At 66.8% G+C, this 17,349-nt stretch carries 19 protein-coding genes and 1 riboswitch; of the genes, 15 read left to right on the forward strand and 4 right to left on the reverse strand.

The features are described from left to right. Window positions 1-12: 12 nt before the first annotated feature. The 5 genes from IMW82_RS01275 (at window position 13) to IMW82_RS01295 (ending at window position 2,627) form a co-directional block, all read left to right on the forward strand. Window positions 13-291: a hypothetical protein gene (locus IMW82_RS01275; RefSeq protein ID WP_211003654.1), complete on the forward strand. Its 279-nt coding sequence runs from the start codon at window positions 13-15 to the stop codon at window positions 289-291. Between the two features lie 31 nt (window positions 292-322). Further along, window positions 323-838, forward strand: a complete 516-nt coding sequence (locus IMW82_RS01280; protein WP_211003655.1) for a transcriptional repressor — start codon at window positions 323-325, stop codon at window positions 836-838. A 98-nt stretch (window positions 839-936) separates the two neighbouring features. Next, window positions 937-1,374 carry a MerC domain-containing protein gene (locus tag IMW82_RS01285; protein ID WP_211003656.1) on the forward strand — a complete coding sequence of 146 codons (438 nt, stop codon included), beginning with the start codon at window positions 937-939 and terminating at the stop codon, window positions 1,372-1,374. Window positions 1,375-1,432: 58 nt separating this feature from the next. Further along, window positions 1,433-2,398: a cation diffusion facilitator family transporter gene (locus tag IMW82_RS01290; RefSeq protein WP_211003657.1), complete on the forward strand. Its 966-nt coding sequence runs from the start codon at window positions 1,433-1,435 to the stop codon at window positions 2,396-2,398. Between the two features lie 67 nt (window positions 2,399-2,465). Then, window positions 2,466-2,627, forward strand: coding sequence for a 30S ribosomal protein THX (locus IMW82_RS01295; protein WP_015447337.1), 162 nt, complete (start codon window positions 2,466-2,468; stop codon window positions 2,625-2,627). A 385-nt stretch (window positions 2,628-3,012) separates the two neighbouring features. Here IMW82_RS01295 and IMW82_RS01300 read toward each other — a convergent pair whose 3' ends face one another. The 3 genes from IMW82_RS01300 to IMW82_RS01310 form a co-directional block, all read right to left on the reverse strand. Next, entirely contained in the window at window positions 3,013-3,258 is a 246-nt protein-coding gene (locus IMW82_RS01300) for a glutaredoxin domain-containing protein (RefSeq protein WP_211003658.1), read from the reverse strand. Window positions 3,259-3,268: 10 nt separating this feature from the next. Continuing rightward, window positions 3,269-4,366 carry a ribonucleotide-diphosphate reductase subunit beta gene (locus IMW82_RS01305; RefSeq protein WP_211003659.1) on the reverse strand — a complete coding sequence of 366 codons (1,098 nt, stop codon included), beginning with the start codon at window positions 4,364-4,366 and terminating at the stop codon, window positions 3,269-3,271. A 79-nt stretch (window positions 4,367-4,445) separates the two neighbouring features. Then, window positions 4,446-6,869 (reverse strand): ribonucleoside-diphosphate reductase subunit alpha, encoded by a 2,424-nt coding sequence (locus IMW82_RS01310; RefSeq protein WP_211003660.1) that lies wholly within the window; start codon window positions 6,867-6,869, stop codon window positions 4,446-4,448. Window positions 6,870-7,216: 347 nt separating this feature from the next. Beyond that, a riboswitch (cobalamin riboswitch) is annotated at window positions 7,217-7,427 on the reverse strand. Between the two features lie 140 nt (window positions 7,428-7,567). Between IMW82_RS01310 and IMW82_RS01315 the strand changes: the two genes are divergently transcribed. The 10 genes from IMW82_RS01315 (at window position 7,568) to IMW82_RS01360 (ending at window position 16,244) form a co-directional block, all read left to right on the forward strand. Further along, entirely contained in the window at window positions 7,568-7,900 is a 333-nt protein-coding gene (locus IMW82_RS01315; RefSeq protein WP_211003661.1) for a YerC/YecD family TrpR-related protein, read from the forward strand. After that, window positions 7,897-8,790 carry an ATP phosphoribosyltransferase gene (gene hisG, locus IMW82_RS01320; protein ID WP_211003662.1) on the forward strand — a complete coding sequence of 298 codons (894 nt, stop codon included), beginning with the start codon at window positions 7,897-7,899 and terminating at the stop codon, window positions 8,788-8,790. Before IMW82_RS01315 ends, hisG begins: the two co-directional genes overlap by 4 nt. A gap of 28 nt (window positions 8,791-8,818) precedes the next feature. Further along, the gene (hisD, locus tag IMW82_RS01325) at window positions 8,819-10,117 is read left to right on the forward strand and encodes a histidinol dehydrogenase (RefSeq protein WP_211003663.1); all 1,299 of its coding nucleotides are present in this window, start codon (window positions 8,819-8,821) and stop codon (window positions 10,115-10,117) included. Beyond that, entirely contained in the window at window positions 10,114-11,175 is a 1,062-nt protein-coding gene (gene hisC / locus IMW82_RS01330) for a histidinol-phosphate transaminase (protein WP_211003664.1), read from the forward strand. Before hisD ends, hisC begins: the two co-directional genes overlap by 4 nt. Further along, window positions 11,172-12,236 carry a bifunctional histidinol-phosphatase/imidazoleglycerol-phosphate dehydratase HisB gene (hisB, locus tag IMW82_RS01335; RefSeq protein WP_211003665.1) on the forward strand — a complete coding sequence of 355 codons (1,065 nt, stop codon included), beginning with the start codon at window positions 11,172-11,174 and terminating at the stop codon, window positions 12,234-12,236. Before hisC ends, hisB begins: the two co-directional genes overlap by 4 nt. Continuing rightward, on the forward strand, window positions 12,236-12,826 hold the full coding sequence (hisH, locus tag IMW82_RS01340) for an imidazole glycerol phosphate synthase subunit HisH (protein WP_211003666.1): 591 nt from the start codon (window positions 12,236-12,238) through the stop codon (window positions 12,824-12,826). The genes hisB and hisH overlap by 1 nt, the downstream gene beginning before the upstream one ends. Further along, window positions 12,823-13,551, forward strand: coding sequence for a 1-(5-phosphoribosyl)-5-[(5-phosphoribosylamino)methylideneamino]imidazole-4-carboxamide isomerase (hisA, locus tag IMW82_RS01345; protein WP_211003667.1), 729 nt, complete (start codon window positions 12,823-12,825; stop codon window positions 13,549-13,551). The genes hisH and hisA overlap by 4 nt, the downstream gene beginning before the upstream one ends. Next, window positions 13,545-14,315 carry an imidazole glycerol phosphate synthase subunit HisF gene (gene hisF, locus IMW82_RS01350; RefSeq protein ID WP_211003668.1) on the forward strand — a complete coding sequence of 257 codons (771 nt, stop codon included), beginning with the start codon at window positions 13,545-13,547 and terminating at the stop codon, window positions 14,313-14,315. Before hisA ends, hisF begins: the two co-directional genes overlap by 7 nt. A gap of 19 nt (window positions 14,316-14,334) precedes the next feature. After that, window positions 14,335-14,967, forward strand: coding sequence for a bifunctional phosphoribosyl-AMP cyclohydrolase/phosphoribosyl-ATP diphosphatase HisIE (gene hisIE / locus IMW82_RS01355; RefSeq protein WP_108471415.1), 633 nt, complete (start codon window positions 14,335-14,337; stop codon window positions 14,965-14,967). Window positions 14,968-15,035: 68 nt separating this feature from the next. Next, window positions 15,036-16,244, forward strand: a complete 1,209-nt coding sequence (locus IMW82_RS01360; protein ID WP_211003669.1) for a M48 family metallopeptidase — start codon at window positions 15,036-15,038, stop codon at window positions 16,242-16,244. A gap of 96 nt (window positions 16,245-16,340) precedes the next feature. Here IMW82_RS01360 and IMW82_RS01365 read toward each other — a convergent pair whose 3' ends face one another. Next, entirely contained in the window at window positions 16,341-17,333 is a 993-nt protein-coding gene (locus tag IMW82_RS01365; RefSeq protein ID WP_211003670.1) for a C13 family peptidase, read from the reverse strand. Window positions 17,334-17,349: the final 16 nt, after the last annotated feature.

Raw genomic sequence — 17,349 nt, forward strand, 5'->3', positions numbered from 1 at the left:
ACTGAGCCTGGCATGGACGAACTGCTGGCCAGGGCCACCCATGGCGTCGACCCCGACGCGCCGGGCGCGTTCTGGCACATCTTCTTCAACCTGTTGAATATGCTGCCGTGGGCAGCCATGTTCTGGTGGAGCCTGCTGTTCGTCGCGGTGGGTGCGCTGCTCGGCTGGTGGCGCGGCCGCCTGTTCGAAGGCATCGTGTGGGCGTGGGTGCTGGGGCCGATCGGCTGGATCGTGATCCTGTTCAGGCCCCGCCCGGCGCCGCGCCCGCAGCCGCCGCCACTGCGGCGCTGAGCCTTGTCTGGAGTGATGCGGTTGCAAGTGTATGATCCGTCTTGAGGTGAAACGCGTGAGCCACGAAGTCGCCCATAACCCGCACGCGCACCATCCGCATCATCATCACGAGGATGCGAAGGGGTTTGTGCGCGCGGTGGAGCATGCCAGCGAGGAGCGCGGCCTGCGCCTTACCCCGCTGCGCAGGGAAGTGCTCGAACTGGTCGCGACCGCGCACAAGCCGGTCAAGGCCTACGACCTGCTCGACCAGCTGCGCGAGAAGCACGGCAACGCGGCGCCGCCCACGGTCTACCGCGCGCTCGACTTCCTGCTCGAGAACGGCTTCATCCACAAGCTGGAATCGATCAACGCGTTCGTCTCCTGCCACCACCCGGCCGAGGCGCACCAGGTGCCGTTCCTGATCTGCGATATCTGCTCCAGTGCACAGGAAGTCTGCGACGAGCGGGTCGCCGAACTGATCGAGGCCCAGGCCAAAACGCTCGGCTTCCGTCCGCAGGCGCAAACCCTGGAAGTGCACGGCACCTGCCGGAACTGCCGCAAGGCCTGAACCCGGGTTTCCGGGGTATGGCGTTCTGTAATGTTATAAAGTAACATATCGCCGACCGGATATAGAGTCGCCACGTCTGGCGGCGCCGGGGCAGGCCGATGGATTCCGAGCAGGTGAACAAATCCCGCTGGTGGCATGTGGCCGATCGCGTTGGCGCGGCGGCTTCCTTCCTGTGCGCGATCCACTGCGCGCTGTTGCCCTTCGTGCTTGCGCTGCTGCCGTTGCTGGGTCTGGAGTTCCTGGCCGACCATCGTTTCGAGCGCACCTTCGTACTGTGCGCCTGCGTGCTGGCTTCGTTCGTGCTGGTTCGCGGCTATCGCCGCCATCAGCGCCGGTTGCCGTTGCGGCTGGCGGTGCCGGGACTGGCCTTGCTGCTGCTCGGCATCGTCTACATCGACGGCCCCTCGCCGATCCTGCACAGCGTGCTGGTGACTTGCGGCGGCCTGCTGCTGGCCGGTGCGCATTTCGTCAACCTGCGGCTGGACAGCCGTAGCGGCGATGGCGCCCACGTGCACGGCCCGCAGTGCGCGCACTGAGTGGCACCGAACAAGCTGGTGATTGTGTAACGGCGCCGGCCGTTCCTAGCATGCACGCATGACCACGGCCCACGCCCACCGACACGACCACGACCACGACCACGCGCATCACGAACATGCGCACAGTCACGTCGTCGCGTCCGCAGGGCGCAGTCGCAAGCTGCTGTTCGCGTTCGTCCTGACCACGGTGATGATGGTGGTCGAAGTGATCGGCGGCGCCTGGTCCGGCTCGCTGGCCTTGCTGGCCGACGCGGGCCACATGATGGTCGATGCATTGGCCTTGCTGCTGGCGGTGGTCGGTGCATGGATGGCGACCCGGCCAGCCGATGCGCGGCGCAGTTATGGCTATGGCCGAATGGAAGTGCTGGCGGGTTTCGTCAATGCGCTGGGCCAGTTCGTGCTGGTCGGCTGGATCGTCTACGAAGCCGTCGTGCGGCTGCTGCATCCCGGGGAAATCCTGTCCGGAGTGATGCTGGTGGTGGCAATCGCGGGGTTGCTGGTGAATGCGCTGGTGCTGCGCACCCTGCACGGTCATGCGCACGACGACGTCAACCTGGCCGGCGCCAGCCTGCATGTGCTGGGCGACCTGCTTGGTTCGCTGGCGGCGGTGCTGGCGGCGCTGGCGATCCGCTGGCTCGGCTGGCTGTGGGCCGATCCGGCGCTGTCGCTGCTGGTCTCGCTGCTGATCCTGGGCAGCGCATGGCGGTTGCTGCGGATGTCCGCGCACATCCTGCTGGAAGGCGTGCCCGACGGCATGGACAGTGCGCTGGTGGAAGCATCGCTGCGCGCGGCCGATCCAGGCATCTGCGATATCCACCACCTGCACGTGTGGCAGCTGGCCTCGGGTTCGCGCATGGCCACCGTGCACGCCGAGCTGGATGAACATGCCGACGGCGCGCAGGCCCTGCAGGCGATCAAGCGGATGTTGCTGGAGCGTTTCGGGATCCAGCATGTGACCGTGCAGATCGACCCTGGCAAATGCCTCGATGCCGGCGGGGACTGCGCCGGGCACAGCCAACCGTGACTATTCCGCATGGCGCCGACACTGCTATGATGGCAGGCCGTTCATCCAGTAAATCAAGGAGTTCCCCATGGGCAAGGGCGATCGCAAGACCCGTCGTGGCAAGACCTATCGTGGCAGCTATGGCAACACCCGCGCGCACGGCGTGCTGCCGGCCGTGGTGGGCGCCAAGCCGACCGTGACCAAGCCGGCCGCCGCCAAGAAGGCCGCGCCGAAGAAGAAGTCGGCCTGATTCCTTCGCCGGTTGCAGCCAACCAGAACCCCGCCTCGGCGGGGTTTTTGTTGGCCTGTGGCCAGCACCGGCGAAAAACTCCGCGTCGTGCGGAATGTTTCATCGGCGTGCCCGGCGCATGTGCGTGCGGCATCCTTGCCGCCCGCCGTACGGGTCAGCCTGCGGCTGTGCAGGTTTGCTCCTGGCGAGCTTCTTCGCACGCGCTTGCGACCAATCATTTCGTGACTGACCCCACCGGGTATCGGGTAGTTGCTCCCTGCGTGCCTCAACTCGGGCATCGGGCAACTGCTCCTGCGTTGCCTCAACTCGGGCATCCATGCCCTCGCCATGCCCTCGTCGTGCCCTCGTCGTGGCCGGGCTGAGAGGTGGAAGAATTCACGATCTCTCAGTGCATGCGTTGCAGGGTGCTGCGCAAGTCGTCGTAGCCGCCCACGTAGCGGATCGTGTCGCCTTCGGCCAGGAAGATCTGCGGCAGGCTGGTGGCGCGTTGGCCCACCTTGCTGCGCAACTCGTCCACGCTGATGTCGCTGCCCACGCTGTGGTACTGGAACGCGATGGATTTCATCTGGCACAGCAGCTTGGTCTTGTCGCAGCTCGCGCAGTGGTCGCGACCGTAGATGATGACTTGCATGGAGGCTCCTTCAGAAGTTGGCGTCGAAGATCAGGTTCTTGTCGGTGCGGCGCATCACGCCTACCTTGTAGGCGGCGATGTCCTGTTCCTGCGGCGAGGCCTGGGTCTTGGAGATGTTCAGCCACTTCTCCATGTACTTGAGCGGGTTGGCGCCGGGCAGGGCATATTTCGTGGTGGCGAGGCCAAGGGTCTGATAGACGTCCTTGGCGCAGTACAGCGTCCATGCCGACAGGCGCTCGGGGTTCATGCCGACCAGCTCGCGGCCCTCGTCGAACAGGTAGGCGATCCAGCGCAGCTCGCTGTCCACGACCTCCTCGATCAGCGCCTCGATCGCGTCTCGGCATTCGCGGAAGGCGCGCTGGCCGCGCTCGGTGGCGAGCTCGTTGGCCAGCACGGCGCGATCCAGTTCGGCGTGGATTTCCAGTTCGTCCTGGGCGATTTTCTGGATCGCCTTGCCGATGGGCTGGAACAAGCCGGTGTCGCAGATGGCGAAGGTGACGGCGAAGGAGGCCATGAACTGGATGCGCTCCATGCAGAACAGCGCCACCACCGTCATGAACACGGTGTTGTAGGTGGCCTGGTCGTCGGGTAGCTGGCCCAGCGCGTACCGGTGCGAGGCGCGGTAGCCGTCGGCGAAGGCCTTGACCACGCGCTCCAGCCGCGCGTGGGCCTGCTCCACGCGCAGGATCTCCTCGATGATGGCGCCCGGGTCGTCGAAGGAGTTGCGCACGATTTCCGAATAGGTGGCGGCGTGGATCACCTCGTTGTCGGAGATGCGCTGCCAGCAGGCCCACAGCTCGCTGGACGTGATGAAGGGCGCCAGCACCGGCGCGATGGCGCGCGAGGCCACGCTGTCGGCCTCCCATTGCCAGGCCAGGGTCTTGATCATCATTTCCCAGGTGGAACGCGAGCAGGATTTGAAATCGGCGTTGCAGGAGGAGTAGTCGAACTCGTTCTCGTCCCAGTCCAGCGATTTTTGCGCCTTGTACAGGCGCCAGATGTCGGGGTAGTGGCGGTTGATGGTGTCGAACAGGCCAGGCTTCTGGCCCAGGAACAGCGAGGGTCTCGCGTAATCGGTCTTGGCGTAGTTGAAGACGTGGTCGGTCATGGTGTTCCCGGAATGAAATGCGCAGGAGCGGCTTCGGCCGCGATGGCCCGTCGTTGCCGGAGCAGCCTCTCTCGGTGGTTCACAGGCTGCAGGCTTCGCAATCGGCATCCTTCTCGGCATTGACGCTGGCGCTGGCTTCGGCCACCACCGCCTGCATGCCGTTGGAGGTTTTCTGGTTCATGTAGTACTTGGATTTCAGCCCCAGCCGCACGCGGTAGAGGTAGTTCTCGATCATCTCGGTGGATTCGATGCAGTCGTCGCCGATCACGCGGCAGTAGAAGTCGGCCGAGATGCCCTGGTCGGTCCACTTCTGCACGATGGCGTACATCTCGGTGAGGTCGCGTGCGGGAATGTCCCAGGCCGACTGGTACCACTCGCCGATGCTGTCGCCCTCGGGCGCGGCCCAGTAGTTCACCCGGTGGTTGTCGGTCTTGATGAGGGTGAGCTCGCGCACGGGATAGAGCCCGTTGGTGGTGCCCGAGGCGTTGGCGCTGGTTTCGGTGGGCATGTGCGCCACCAGTACCGAATTGCGGATGCCGCCATTGGCCTTGATCTCGGCGCGCAACGCCTCCCAGTCGTAGTGCATGCGGAAGTCGCCGAGCTTGTCGACGTTGCCGTTGCAGGTGTCCAGCGGCAGCCAGCCTTCGGGCCAGCGCGTCTTGTGCATCCACGGCGCGTTGCCCAGTTCCTGGCCCAGCCGCAGGCTGGCGCGCAGGAGGTGGTAGTAGTGCTGCTCGGCCACGGCGTGGATGAAGGCCTTGCCTTCGGGCGTCGTGTAGCGCTGGCGGTTTTTCGCCATCAGGTGGGCCAGGCCGAGGATACCCACGCCGGCATTCAGGCGCCGGCGCGAAGTCACGCCCACCTGCGGCAGCTCGTAGTGCGCGAGGTGGATGCATTTGTCGATCATGAGCAGCGCGTAATAGGCCACTTCGGCGTATTGCTCTTCCGAGTCGATGTTGTCCACGCAGATGCCGGCGAGGTTGCAGGTGGCCACCTCGGGCGAGGAGCGCTGGGCGATGCGCTCGACGCGGGCGCCATCGACCACGTCGCCCACGGCGAGATCCTCGGGCCACAGTTCGCCGCGTGCGGTGGCGATGCGCTCGCCGCCCTCGATGCGGCGCGTGTCGCCGGCCTCCGTCTCGAAGGTGACGAAGGAGATGTCGTGCTGCGCATACAGTTCGAGGATGTGGTTGTACGGTGCCGTGGGCAGGGCGATTTCCGAGCACAGGTTGGAGCTGTAGATGGTGTCCTTGAACGGCGTATGCCGGTTCATCTCGGCGATGTTGTGCTCGTAGATGCGCCCGGTCTCGTTCCATTCGTTGCTGGCGGTGATGAGCAGTTCGCGCGCGCTGACAAAGGTTTTGCTGAAGCCCGTGTCCGCCTCGTACTTCCGGTACAGCGCCTCGAAGCGCGTTTCATCGCCGCTGTACAGCGCCTCCTGCAGGTCGGGCGCGGTGTAGCAGTTGAACAGGAACACGTCCTCGTTCAAGGCCACCTTGCGCGCGAAGAAGCGGTTGCCGCCCCAGGAGTAGTCCATGCCGCGGATTTTCCTGTCGGCGGTGGACATCGGGTTCTTCAGCCGCAGCAGAGCATCCACTTCCGGGTCGAAGATCGAGAAGTAGCTGGTGCAGGCGCCGCCGCGGCCGTTCTGCAGGTTGGATTTCACCTCGGCCACCAGGGCGCGGTAATACGGCAGCTTGCCCTGGTGGCGGATCACGCCGCCGCGCACCGGGTCGTTCAGCGAGCGCGTCTGCATGTGCGCGCCGATGCCGGCGGACATGTAGGTCATGGTGTTGGCGATGTGGTTGCCCACCGCGATGGAGCGCGCGTTGTCGCCGGTGGTGTACAGGCAGCAGCTGGCGTAACCACGCAGCGGCGTGCCCAGGTTCACATGGTTGGGCGTGGGCGCGTTGATGCGATTCAGCGACAGGTGTTCGTAGAGGCGTTCCACGTCGTGCATGCGGCGCGCGCGCGGCTGATCCACCGCCAGCGCCATCGCCATGCGCATGTAGATGAACTGCGGCGTCTCGTGGTGGACGCCGTTGACGCGGTCGGCGATGGCGTACTTGGTGAGGTGGGTGTGCAGCTGGTAATGCGCGTAGGCGAAATCGCGCTCGTGGTCGATGATCGCCTCCACCTGCGCGTATTCCGCCGCGGAGTAATCCAGCACTTCCATGTAGCCGAGCTGCTGCAGCTTGCGGTGCAGCGCCTGCACGCTGGGGCGGTCGCGGCCGTACAGATTCTTGCGGATCAAGGTGGCGTAGAGCCGCCCGGCCATGCGGTTGTACGACCAGGTGTCGAAGTGCAGGCAGGTCTTGATGAGTTGCTGCTGCAGCTCGCGCGTGCTGGACGTGCCGGACAAACCAGCCACCGCTTCCAGCACAACCGAGGGCCAATCCACCGCGTCGCCCAGGGTTTGCGCGGCCCATTCGCCCCACTGGTTGAGCTTGGACGGAGTGAACGGCTCGACGCGGCCGTCGCGCTTGATGATGGTTTCCAGCATGAGGGGTGTCCTCCTTTGAAGCACAGGCAGGCATGACCGGCGCACCGAGGTGGCGGGCCAGTGATGATGAAGGGATGCAGTGGAGCGCCGTCAGCCGGGGGGACGGGCCTGGCTGCGGCGTGACGTGTCAGCGTGGTGGCGCGCGCCCGGGCGCGTGCGGTGCAAGGTGAGCATGAGGTGTGGCATGTGCGTTCCCCGAAGGGAAGCCGAGAGGCGGCTTCTTGACCAGTTGCCTGCTCCCGCGCGCAGGGCCAAGAGGGTTGGGCTTGGCAAGGCAAGCGCGCGCGACCGGGCAGGGCGCCCGATTCGCGACGCGCTCCCCCGCGGAAGCGGTCACCCGCACCGGACGTTCGGCCCGGTGTGTCGGCAGGTCTTCGGACTTTGCGGACGCGGGCCTTGGCCCACCTACTGTGCCTCGCTTCCCGGGTGCTGTGCGCCCAGTGCTTGTAAGGCAGTTCGTTTCCGCTTACCGCTGCGGGGCAGCTCCGGATTCACACCGGATTCCCTTTTCAACCCGGCCGCCGCAAGCGGCCGGGTACCGACAGGCACAACATATTGGGTCTTGTGGCGTGCGTCAATACCAGAGATGGTCCTTGCGTCACGATGTCGGCGCCCTGACGACCGCTGGCATCCGGGGCTTGCCGCAGCGCGTCATGGCAGCTATGCTGCGCACTATTGTATTAACGCATTAGTACATCATGAAACGTAGATCAGCTGACGCAACTGCCGTGAATGCCGCCGCGCAAAGCCTGTACGAGGCGCTGCTGTCGCTGAAGAACGCGGAGGAAATGGCCGCCTTTCTCGGCGATCTGTGCACGCCGGCGGAGCTGGAGGTGATGGTGGATCGCTGGCGCGTGGTGCCGCTGTTGCTGGACGGCTTGCCGTATCGGGAGATCCACGAGCGCACCGCGGTCAGCATCACCACCGTCGGGCGCGTGGCGCGCTATCTCAACCAGGGAAACGGCGGCTACCTGGCTGCAGCGGCGCGCGCGGCGCGGCGGCAGGCGCAGACGACGAGGAAAAAGGCATGAAGCCGCGCGACCGCTTGCGCATCGCGATGCAGAAATCCGGCCGGCTGACCGAGCCGGCGCTGGAGTTGCTGACCCGTTGCGGGCTCACCTTCCGTCAGAGCCGCGACAAGCTGTTCTGCTTCGGCGAGGGCGAGCCGGTCGACCTGCTGCTGGTGCGCGACGACGATATCCCCGGCCTGATCGCGCAGGGCGTGTGCGACCTCGGCATCGTCGGGCGCAACGTACTGAGCGAATTCCAGCTCACCACGGGGCGCGATGCCGAACCGCTCAGCGAGCTGCGCCCGCTTGGCTTCGGACGTTGCCGGCTGTCGATCGCGGTGCCGCAGGAACTGGACTACCACGGGCCCGGGCAACTGGAGGGCCGGCGTATCGCCACCTCGTATCCGGGCCTGCTGGGCGAATGGCTGCGCACGCAGGGAATCGCTGCCGGCGTGGTGACCCTGGCCGGCTCGGTCGAGATCGCGCCGAAGCTGGGCACCGCGGACGCGATCTGCGACCTGGTGCAGAGCGGCGGCACCCTGGTGGCGAACCAGTTGCGTGAAACCGACGTGCTGCTGCAGAGCGAAGCGGTGCTGGCGGGGCCGCTGACCCAGCCGGTGGACGAGCGCGGCGACATGCTGGAACTGCTGCTGAAGCGGCTGGACGGAGTGATCCAGGTGCGCGAGTCGCGCCTGTTGCTGCTGCAGACCTCGCGCCACACGCTGGAAGCCGTTACCCGCCTGCTGCCGGGCGGTCCGCAGCCGACCCTGCTGCCGGTAGCCGGCCAGCCGGATCAATTCATGTTGCAGGCGCTGTGTGCCGGCGAAGTGAGCTGGCGGCAGCTGGAAGAGATCAAGAAGGCCGGGGCGCGCGAGATGTTCGTGCTGCCGGTGGAGAAGATGCTGGCATGAAGCAGGTTGGCATGAAGAGTGGGCTCGCATGAAACGTCTGGACTGGAACGCCCTGGATGAAACGGCGCGCCGCGAGGCGCTGGCTCGCCCCGCGCAATCGCGGGGCGACGAACTGCGCCGCGGCGTCGAGCAGATCATCGCCACCGTGCGTGAAGGTGGCGACGCGGCGCTACGCGAACTGAGCGCGAAATACGACCGCTGCGCACTGCAGGCGATCGCGGTGGACGAGGCCGAATTCGCCGCGGCCGAGGCTTCCCTCGATCCGGCCCTGAAAGCTGCGATCCAAGAAGCGGCAGCGCGCATCGAGCTGTTCCATCGCGCGGCGGCGCTGCAACCGGTGGCGGTGGATACCGCGCCCGGCGTGCGGGTGGAACGCATGCTGCGGCCGATCGGCCGGGTCGGCCTGTACGTGCCGGCCGGCAGCGCGCCGTTGCCGTCGACCGCCCTGATGCTGGGCGTGCCGGCGCACATCGCCGGCTGCCGCGAAGTGGTGCTGTGCTCGCCGGCGCGCGCCGACGGCCGCTGCGACGAGGCGGTGCTGTATGCCGCGCGCCTCACCGGCGTGCACAAGGTGTTCAAGCTGGGCGGCGCGCAGGCGATTGCCGCGATGGCCTATGGCACTGCCAGCGTACCGAAGTGCGACAAGCTGTTCGGCCCTGGCAACGCCTGGGTGACCGAGGCGAAGCTGCAGGTGTCGTCCGATCCGGAAGGCGCCGCGATCGACATGCCGGCCGGCCCGTCCGAAGTGCTGGTGATCGCCGATGCCGGGGCGAACCCGGTCTTCGTCGCCGCCGACTTGCTGTCGCAGGCCGAGCACGGGCCGGATTCGCAGGTGATCCTGCTGAGCCCGTCCACCGGGTTGCTGGACCAGGCAGCCGCCGAGGTCGAGCGGCAATGCGCCGAGTTACCGCGTGGCGCGATCGTCAATCAGGCGCTGGCGCAGAGCCGGCTGATCGCCGTCGACTCGCTGGCGCAGGCGGTGGAAGTGAGCAACCGCTACGCGCCCGAGCACCTGATCCTGCAGGTCGCCGCGCCGCGTGCGCTGCTCGATGGCGTCGAAAGTGCCGGTTCGGTCTTCCTCGGCCAGTGGGCGCCCGAATCGGTGGGCGACTATTGCAGCGGCAGCAACCACGTGCTGCCGACCTACGGCTACGCACGCAGCTACAGCGGCGTGTCGGTGGCCAGCTACCAGAAGCAGATCAGCGTGCAGGAAGTCAGCGCGGACGGCTTGCGCAACATCGGCCCGTGCACCGCCACGCTGGCGGCGGCGGAGCAACTGGAAGCGCACCGCCGCGCGGTAACGCTGCGCCTGGAGGCTTTGGCATGAGCGTGCTCGATCTGGCGCGGCCGGAAATCCGCGCGATGCAGCCGTATTCCTCGGCACGGATGGAGGCCAGCGGTGGCGAGGTCCTGCTCAACGCCAACGAATCGGCGTGGGCGCCGGTGGGCGACGACGGCCTTGGCTGCAACCGCTATCCTGAGCCGCAGCCCGCCGCCCTGGTCGACGCGCTGGCGGCACTCTACGGCGTTCGGCGCGAACAGTTGCTGGTCGGCCGCGGCAGCGATGAGGCGATCGACCTGCTGGTGCGCGCGTTCTGCCGCGCCGGCCGCGACGCGATCCTGATCCAGCCGCCCACGTTCGGCATGTATGCGGTGTGCGCGCGGGTGCAGGACGCGGGCATCGTCGAGGTGCCGCTGGCGGCAGACGCTACCCTGGACGTGGATGCGGTGCTGGCCGCGCTGACCCCGGCAGTGAAGCTGGTCTTCATCTGCACGCCGAACAATCCCACCGGCCAGCCGGTGCCGCGCACCGAAGTGGAGCGGCTGGCGCGTGCGCTGGCCGGCCGCGCGTTGCTGGTGGTGGACGAGGCCTACGTGGAGTTCGCCGACGAAGGCAGCGTGGCCGACCTGATCGACCGCTACGACAACCTCGCCGTGTTGCGCACCTTGTCCAAGGCCTGGGCGCTGGCCGGCGTGCGCATCGGCAGCCTGCTGGCGAACGCGGACGTGATCGCCCTGCTGCGTCGGATCATGGCGCCGTACCCGCTGCCGTTGCCGAGCGTGGACGCCGCGTTGTTGGCGTTGTCCGGCTGGGGCCAGGCGAATGCACGAGGGCATGTCACCATCGTGCGCGAGCAGCGTGCGCGGATGCTGGCGGCGTTACGCCGGTTGCCCGGGGTGCGCGAGGTGTTGCCGTCACAGGCGAATTTCCTGGCCGTGCGTTTCGAGGATGCCGCCGCGGTGTATCAGAAGCTGCTGGCCGCAGGTATCGTGGTGCGTGATATACGCAAATATCCGAATCTCGGCGATGCGTTGCGCATCACCATCGGCACGCCGGCAGAGAACGAGCGCGTGCTGGCCGTCCTGCAGGAAACCAACCCGTGAGCCGCAAGATTCTTTTCGTCGATCGCGACGGCTGTCTGATCGAGGAGCCGGCCGACGAGCAGATCGACAGTTACGAGAAGCTGGCTCTGTTACCCGGCGTAATCGCCGCGCTGCAGCGCTTCGTCGCCGCCGGCTACGAGCTGGTGATGGTGAGCAACCAGGACGGTCTGGGTAGCGACAGTTTTCCCGAGCCGCATTTCACCGGGCCGCACGAACTGCTGCTGCGCATCCTCGCCTCGCAAGGCATCGCCTTCCGCGAGGTGCTGATCGACCGCAGCTTTCCGCACGAGGGCCTCGATACGCGCAAGCCCGGCGTCGGCATGCTGCGGCACTACCTCGCCGATGACGGCTGGAGCCGGGCGGCGTCGGCGATGGTGGGCGATCGCGAAACCGACCTGCAGTTCGCCGCGAACCTTGGCGTGCGCGGCTTCCGCGTCGGCCCACTTGGCACGAGCTGGGAGGCGCTGGCGCATCAGCTGCTGGATGCACCGCGCACCGCCACGGTGGTGCGCAACACGAAGGAAACCCGCATCACGGTCAGCGTCGACCTGGATCGGGTGGCCGAACCGAAGGCGCACACCGGCCTGGGTTTCTTCGACCACATGCTGGAGCAGATCGGCAAGCACGGTGGCTTCGCGCTGGAGCTGGCCTGCGACGGCGACACCCACATCGACGAACACCACACCATCGAGGATTGCGCGCTGGCGCTGGGCCAGGCGCTGAAGCAGGCGCTCGGCGACAAGCGTGGCATCGGCCGCTACGGCTTCACCCTGCCGATGGACGAGGCGCAGGCCAGTGCCGCGCTGGACCTGTCCGGCCGGCCCTTCTTCGTGTTCGAGGGCAGCTTCCCGCGCGAGCGCGTGGGCGAGGTGCCGACCGAACTGGTGCCGCATTTCTTCCGCTCGCTGTGCGAGACGCTGGGCGCGAACCTGCACCTCGCCGTGCGCGGCGACAATGCTCACCACATGGTCGAGGCCTGCTTCAAGGTGGTGGCGCGCACGCTGCGCCAGGCGATTCGCCGCGAGGGCAGCGAACTGCCCAGCACCAAGGGCGCGCTGTGATGAACGTGGTGCTGGTGGACGCCGGCGGCACCAACATCGGCTCGGTGCGCTACGCGCTGCAGCGGCTGGGCGTGGACGCTGCGCTCACGTCGGACGCGGCGGCGATCCGTGCCGCCGACAAGGTGATCCTGCCCGGCGTGGGCGCCGCCGGTCCCGGCATGGCGCGGCTGCGCGAGCTGGGTCTGGTCGACGTGCTGCGTTCGCTGGAACAACCCGTGCTCGGCGTATGCCTCGGCATGCAGCTGCTGTGCGCGCACTCGGAAGAGGGCGGCACGGAGTGCCTCGGATTGATCCCGGCGCCGGTACGTCGTTTCACCGAAGCGCCCGGCCTGCGCGTGCCGCACATGGGCTGGAACCTACTGTCCGTGCGGCGGCCGCACCCGCTGCTGGCCGGCCTGGGCGACGACGACCAGGCCTATTTCGTGCACAGCTACGCGGTACCGGTCGGCGACTGGACCCTGGCCACGGCCGACTACGGCGGCGCGTTCTCGGCGGTGATCGCGCACGGCAACTTCCATGGCATGCAGTTCCATCCCGAGCGCTCTGCCGCCGTTGGCGCCCGACTGTTGAAGAACTTCCTCGAACTATGAATTTCGACGTGATTCCCGCGATCGACCTGCGTGGCGGCCAGGTGGTGCGCCTGAAGCAGGGCGACTACGCGCAGCAGACCACCTATGCGGCCGATCCGCGCGAACTGGCGCAGCGCTACGCGGACGCCGGCGCGCGCTGGCTGCACCTGGTCGACCTGGACGGTGCGCGCTCGGGCAGCCTGGCCAATCTCGCTGTGATCCAGGCCATCGCCGCCGATGGCATGCAGATCCAGGCCGGCGGTGGCGTACGCGGCGGAGACGACCTGCGCCGGCTGTTCGACGCCGGCGTGCAGCGCGTGGTGCTGGGCAGTGTGGCGATCCGCGAGCCCGAACTCGTGGCCGGCTGGCTGGACAGCCACGGCGCCGAAAGGCTGACCCTCGCGCTCGATACGCGCCGCCTCGATGGTCGCTGGAGCCTGCCCAGCGCGGGCTGGACCGAAGTCGAAGCACGCACGCTGGACGAGCTGGCGCCGTGGTACGCCGCGCGCGGCGCGCGCCACCTGCTGTGCACCGACATCGACCGCGACGGCATGCTCGCCGGCTTCAACCTCGATCTCTACCGCCATCTCGCCGCCACCGTGCCGTCGCTGGCGGTGCAGGCCTCCGGCGGCGTGCGCTCGCTGGACGACATCCGCGCCGCGCGCGAAGCCGGCGCGCGCGGCGTGATCCTCGGTCGCGCGCTGCTGGAAGGCAGATTCACCGTGCAGGAGGCCCTGGCATGCTGAGCCGCCGCATCATTCCCTGCCTCGACGTGCGCGACGGCCAGGTGGTCAAGGGCGTGCGCTTCCGCGACCACGTGGTGATGGGCGAAATCGTCGACCTCGCGCTGCGCTACCGCGACGAAGGCGCCGACGAGCTGGTGTTCTACGACATCACGGCCAGCCCCGAAGGGCGCAGTGTGGATCGCGGCTGGGTCGAGAAGGTCGCACGGGCGATCGACATTCCGTTCTGCGTGGCCGGCGGCATCCGTTCGGTGGAGGAGGCACGCGCGGTGCTGCATGCGGGTGCCGACAAGATCTCGGTGAACTCGCCGGCGCTGGAGCGTCCCGCACTGATCGACGAACTGGCCGCTGCGTTCGGCGTGCAGTGCGTGGTGGTCGGCATCGATTCGCTGCGCGATGCCGACGGTGAGTGGCGCGTGCGCCAGTACACCGGCGACCCCGCGAAGACCCAGGCGCTGCCGCGCCGCACGCTGGACTGGATGGTCGAGGCGCAACAGCGCGGCGCCGGCGAGATCGTATTGAACTGCATGGGCAGCGACGGCGTGCGCCGGGGGTACGATCTGGAGCAGCTTTCCGCGGCCCGCGCGCTCTGCCACGTGCCGCTGATCGCCTCCGGTGGCGCGGGCGCGCCGGAGCATTTCCGCGACGCCTTCATCGACGCTGACGTGGATGGTGCGCTGGCTGCCAGCGTGTTCCACTCCGGTGCGATCGCCATCCCCGCACTCAAGCACTACCTGCGCGAGCAGGGCGTTCCGGTACGTCGGTAAGCCAGGAGGAATGACAGCGATGAGCGACAACACCGATACCAGCCGCCTCGACTGGGCCAAGGGCGACGGCCTGTTGCCCGCCATCGTGCAGCATTGGCTGAGCGGCGAAGTGCTGATGCTCGGCTACATGAACGCCGAGGCGCTGGCGCAGACGCAAGCCAGCGGCCACGTCACCTTCTACAGCCGCAGCAAACAACGCCTGTGGACCAAGGGCGAAAGCTCCGGCCACGTGCTCGCGCTGAAGTCGATCCGCATCGACTGCGACGCCGACACCTTGCTGATCCAGGCCGCCCCGCAGGGGCCGACCTGCCATCTCGGCACCTCCAGCTGCTTCGGCGACAGCGCCGACGTACGACCTCCGCTCGGCTTTCTCGCCGAACTCGATGCCCTGGTCGAGCAGCGTTACGCTGAACGTCCGGCCGGCAGCTACACCACCCGGCTGTTCGATGGTGGCATTCGTCGCATCGCGCAGAAGGTGGGCGAAGAAGGCGTCGAGACTGCGCTTGCTGCGGTGGCGCAGGACGATGCCGAGCTGCTGGGTGAGGCGGCGGACCTGGTCTATCACTTGATGGTGCTGCTGCGTGCGCGGGAACTCGATCTGGCACAGGTGGTTTCGCAGTTACAAGCGCGGCACGGCGAGATCAAGTCCTAGCTGGCATCGATAGATTGCCCTAGACTGGCGAGGCGCATCGGGGGATGTGCCTTCAGGGAGACCATCTAGTGAACGACCTCGTCTACAAGAACGAGACGACGTTGCGTGCGATCGCGCTCGTTCTGTCTATCGTCATCTGGCTGTTGCTTCTGTTCGGCACCGTCGGTGTGTTGTTGATTTACCTACTACTGTTCGCGCTGTTTGCGGTCATTGCGCACTCGGCGCTGATCGCGCACTTGCGCGGCAATGCGATTCGTATCAGTTCGAGGCAGATGCCCGAGCTGTATCAACGTCTGTCCGACTGTGCGCGCAAGCTCGGCATGCGGGAGCTCCCGGAGGCGTATCTGGTCAATGGGAACGGTGTGTTGAATGCCTTCGCAACGCGTTTCCTTGGGCGCAATTTCGTCGTGCTGCTGTCGGATGTGGTGGAGAGCTTCGAAGCCCGACCGGGGGCCCTGAATTTCTACATCGGCCACGAACTTGGTCATCTGCGCAGGCATCACCTGACCTGGGCGAAGGTGTTGGCCCCAGCGATGTTCCTGCCGTTGATCGGCGCAGCCTATTCGCGCGCACGCGAATACACCTGTGACCGACATGGTCTGGCCGTCTGCGAAAATCCAGAGGATGCCCAATACGGGCTGGTCACGCTGGCTGCCGGCAAACGCCTCTGGCGCGAAGTCAATCTGGCGGACTACAGCGAGAGCGCGACGGCGGCGCCGGGCTTCTGGATGTCGTTGCACGAGCTGGTCGGCGACTATCCCTGGTTGAACAAGCGCCATGCGTGGCTGCGTGCGCTCGCCGAGCAACGCAAGCCGAAGCTTGGGGCGCGCAATCCATTCGCCTATCTGATCAGCCTGATCTTGCCGCGTGTGCCCGGGTTGGGTATCGGCGGTGGACTGATCGTGATCGCCTACATCGCGATCCTGGCAGCGATCGCGATTCCCGCGTATCAGGATTATCTGGGGCGTGCGGCCTTGAACGTGGCAATGGCGGACAGCACTCCCTATCGCGAGGCGGTGGCGCAATTTGGCGTCAGTCACCAAGAGTGGCCCGATTCGATCGGGCAGCTTGGCCTGGCGCCGTTTGCCGGCGATTCCAGCGTGTCCAGCATCACGCTGGGCAGCCATGGCGCGCTGACCGTCAATTTCATCAGGTCGCCCGTGCGCGGCCACGCGCTGTTGCTGACGCCATATGTCCGCGACAACACGGTCCACTGGTCATGTGGTGGTGACGTTCCCGCCAAGTGGTTGCCGCCGATTTGCCGCACTCAGCAATAGGCGGTCTGCACATCAAGGCGACTTGACGACACGCCGCCGGATGCGGGCCGCACAATCAAGCCCGCGTGAAGTGTGCTTCCAGCGTTGGGTGCCGCTTCAGCGGGCGACGGCTTTCGTGGCCGGCGGCTTGAATGCTACCGGCGGACCGGCCACGATATTCTTGCGCCACAAGGCAAGCTGTTCGGTAATGCCGCTGCCGATGTCGATCTGCGGTTCCGACGGGGTGAGCTTGTCCTGCTGCTCCCAGCGGCTGATCTGGATGCTGGCCTGTTTGAACGAGTCGACGAAATTGTCGGTGTGGTTCAGCGCGTCGACCAGCCAGGCCTTGCCGAAGTAGGTAATGTTCGAGTCGCTGCCGCAGCCGAACGAGCTGCGGTCGGCGCGGGCGGCGGTGAGCACCAGGGTACCGGGGCCGCGCAGCGGCGGCACGAAGCCGCCGGAATAGCAGGCGTTGACCACCAGTACCTTCCACTTGAACGGGTGTATGGCCAGGATGCCGGCCAGGTCGCTGGCGCCGAGCTGGTCGAGTGGTAGCGGATCCATGTCCAGCAACAGGGTGTGATCCTCGCTGCCATGGCTGGTGAGGTACAGCAGCAGGATGTCCTGGTCCGGTTGCATCGTCTTGCCCAGGCCGTCAAGCGCGGTTTCCAGATTGCTCCAGCTGGCCAGCGGCCGGGTGGTGAGCGTGGCCGGGTTGTTCTCCAGCACCAGGCTGTGGGCGCTGGCGCCGAAGCGCTGGGCGAACAGCCGTGCCGCGTATTCGGCCTCGTTGTGGAACACGTCCTCGCTGCCATCGCCGGCGATGGCCAGCAGGTACAGGTTCGGCTTGCCGGGCACTCGCGGGCCGAGTTCGGCCAGCGCGTTGCGCATCATCCGTGGCTGCGCGTACAGCACCTGTTCCGGGGTGGGAGCCTGGCTGGGCCAGCGGTCGACATCGGCGTCGTCCTCTGGCACGGCGTCCGATGCCATGCTGTCGGGCGTGGTGGCGGCATGGCTGGCGGTCGATGGCATCGCCAGGTGGCCGGACCACCAGGTCGCCAGCAGCACCCCGGCGGCGAACGCGAGCAGGACGGTCAGGGTGCTACGCATGGTGGGGCGCATGCGG

Source organism: Rhodanobacter sp. B2A1Ga4 (assembly GCF_018101315.1).
GTDB lineage: Bacteria > Pseudomonadota > Gammaproteobacteria > Xanthomonadales > Rhodanobacteraceae > Rhodanobacter > Rhodanobacter thiooxydans_A.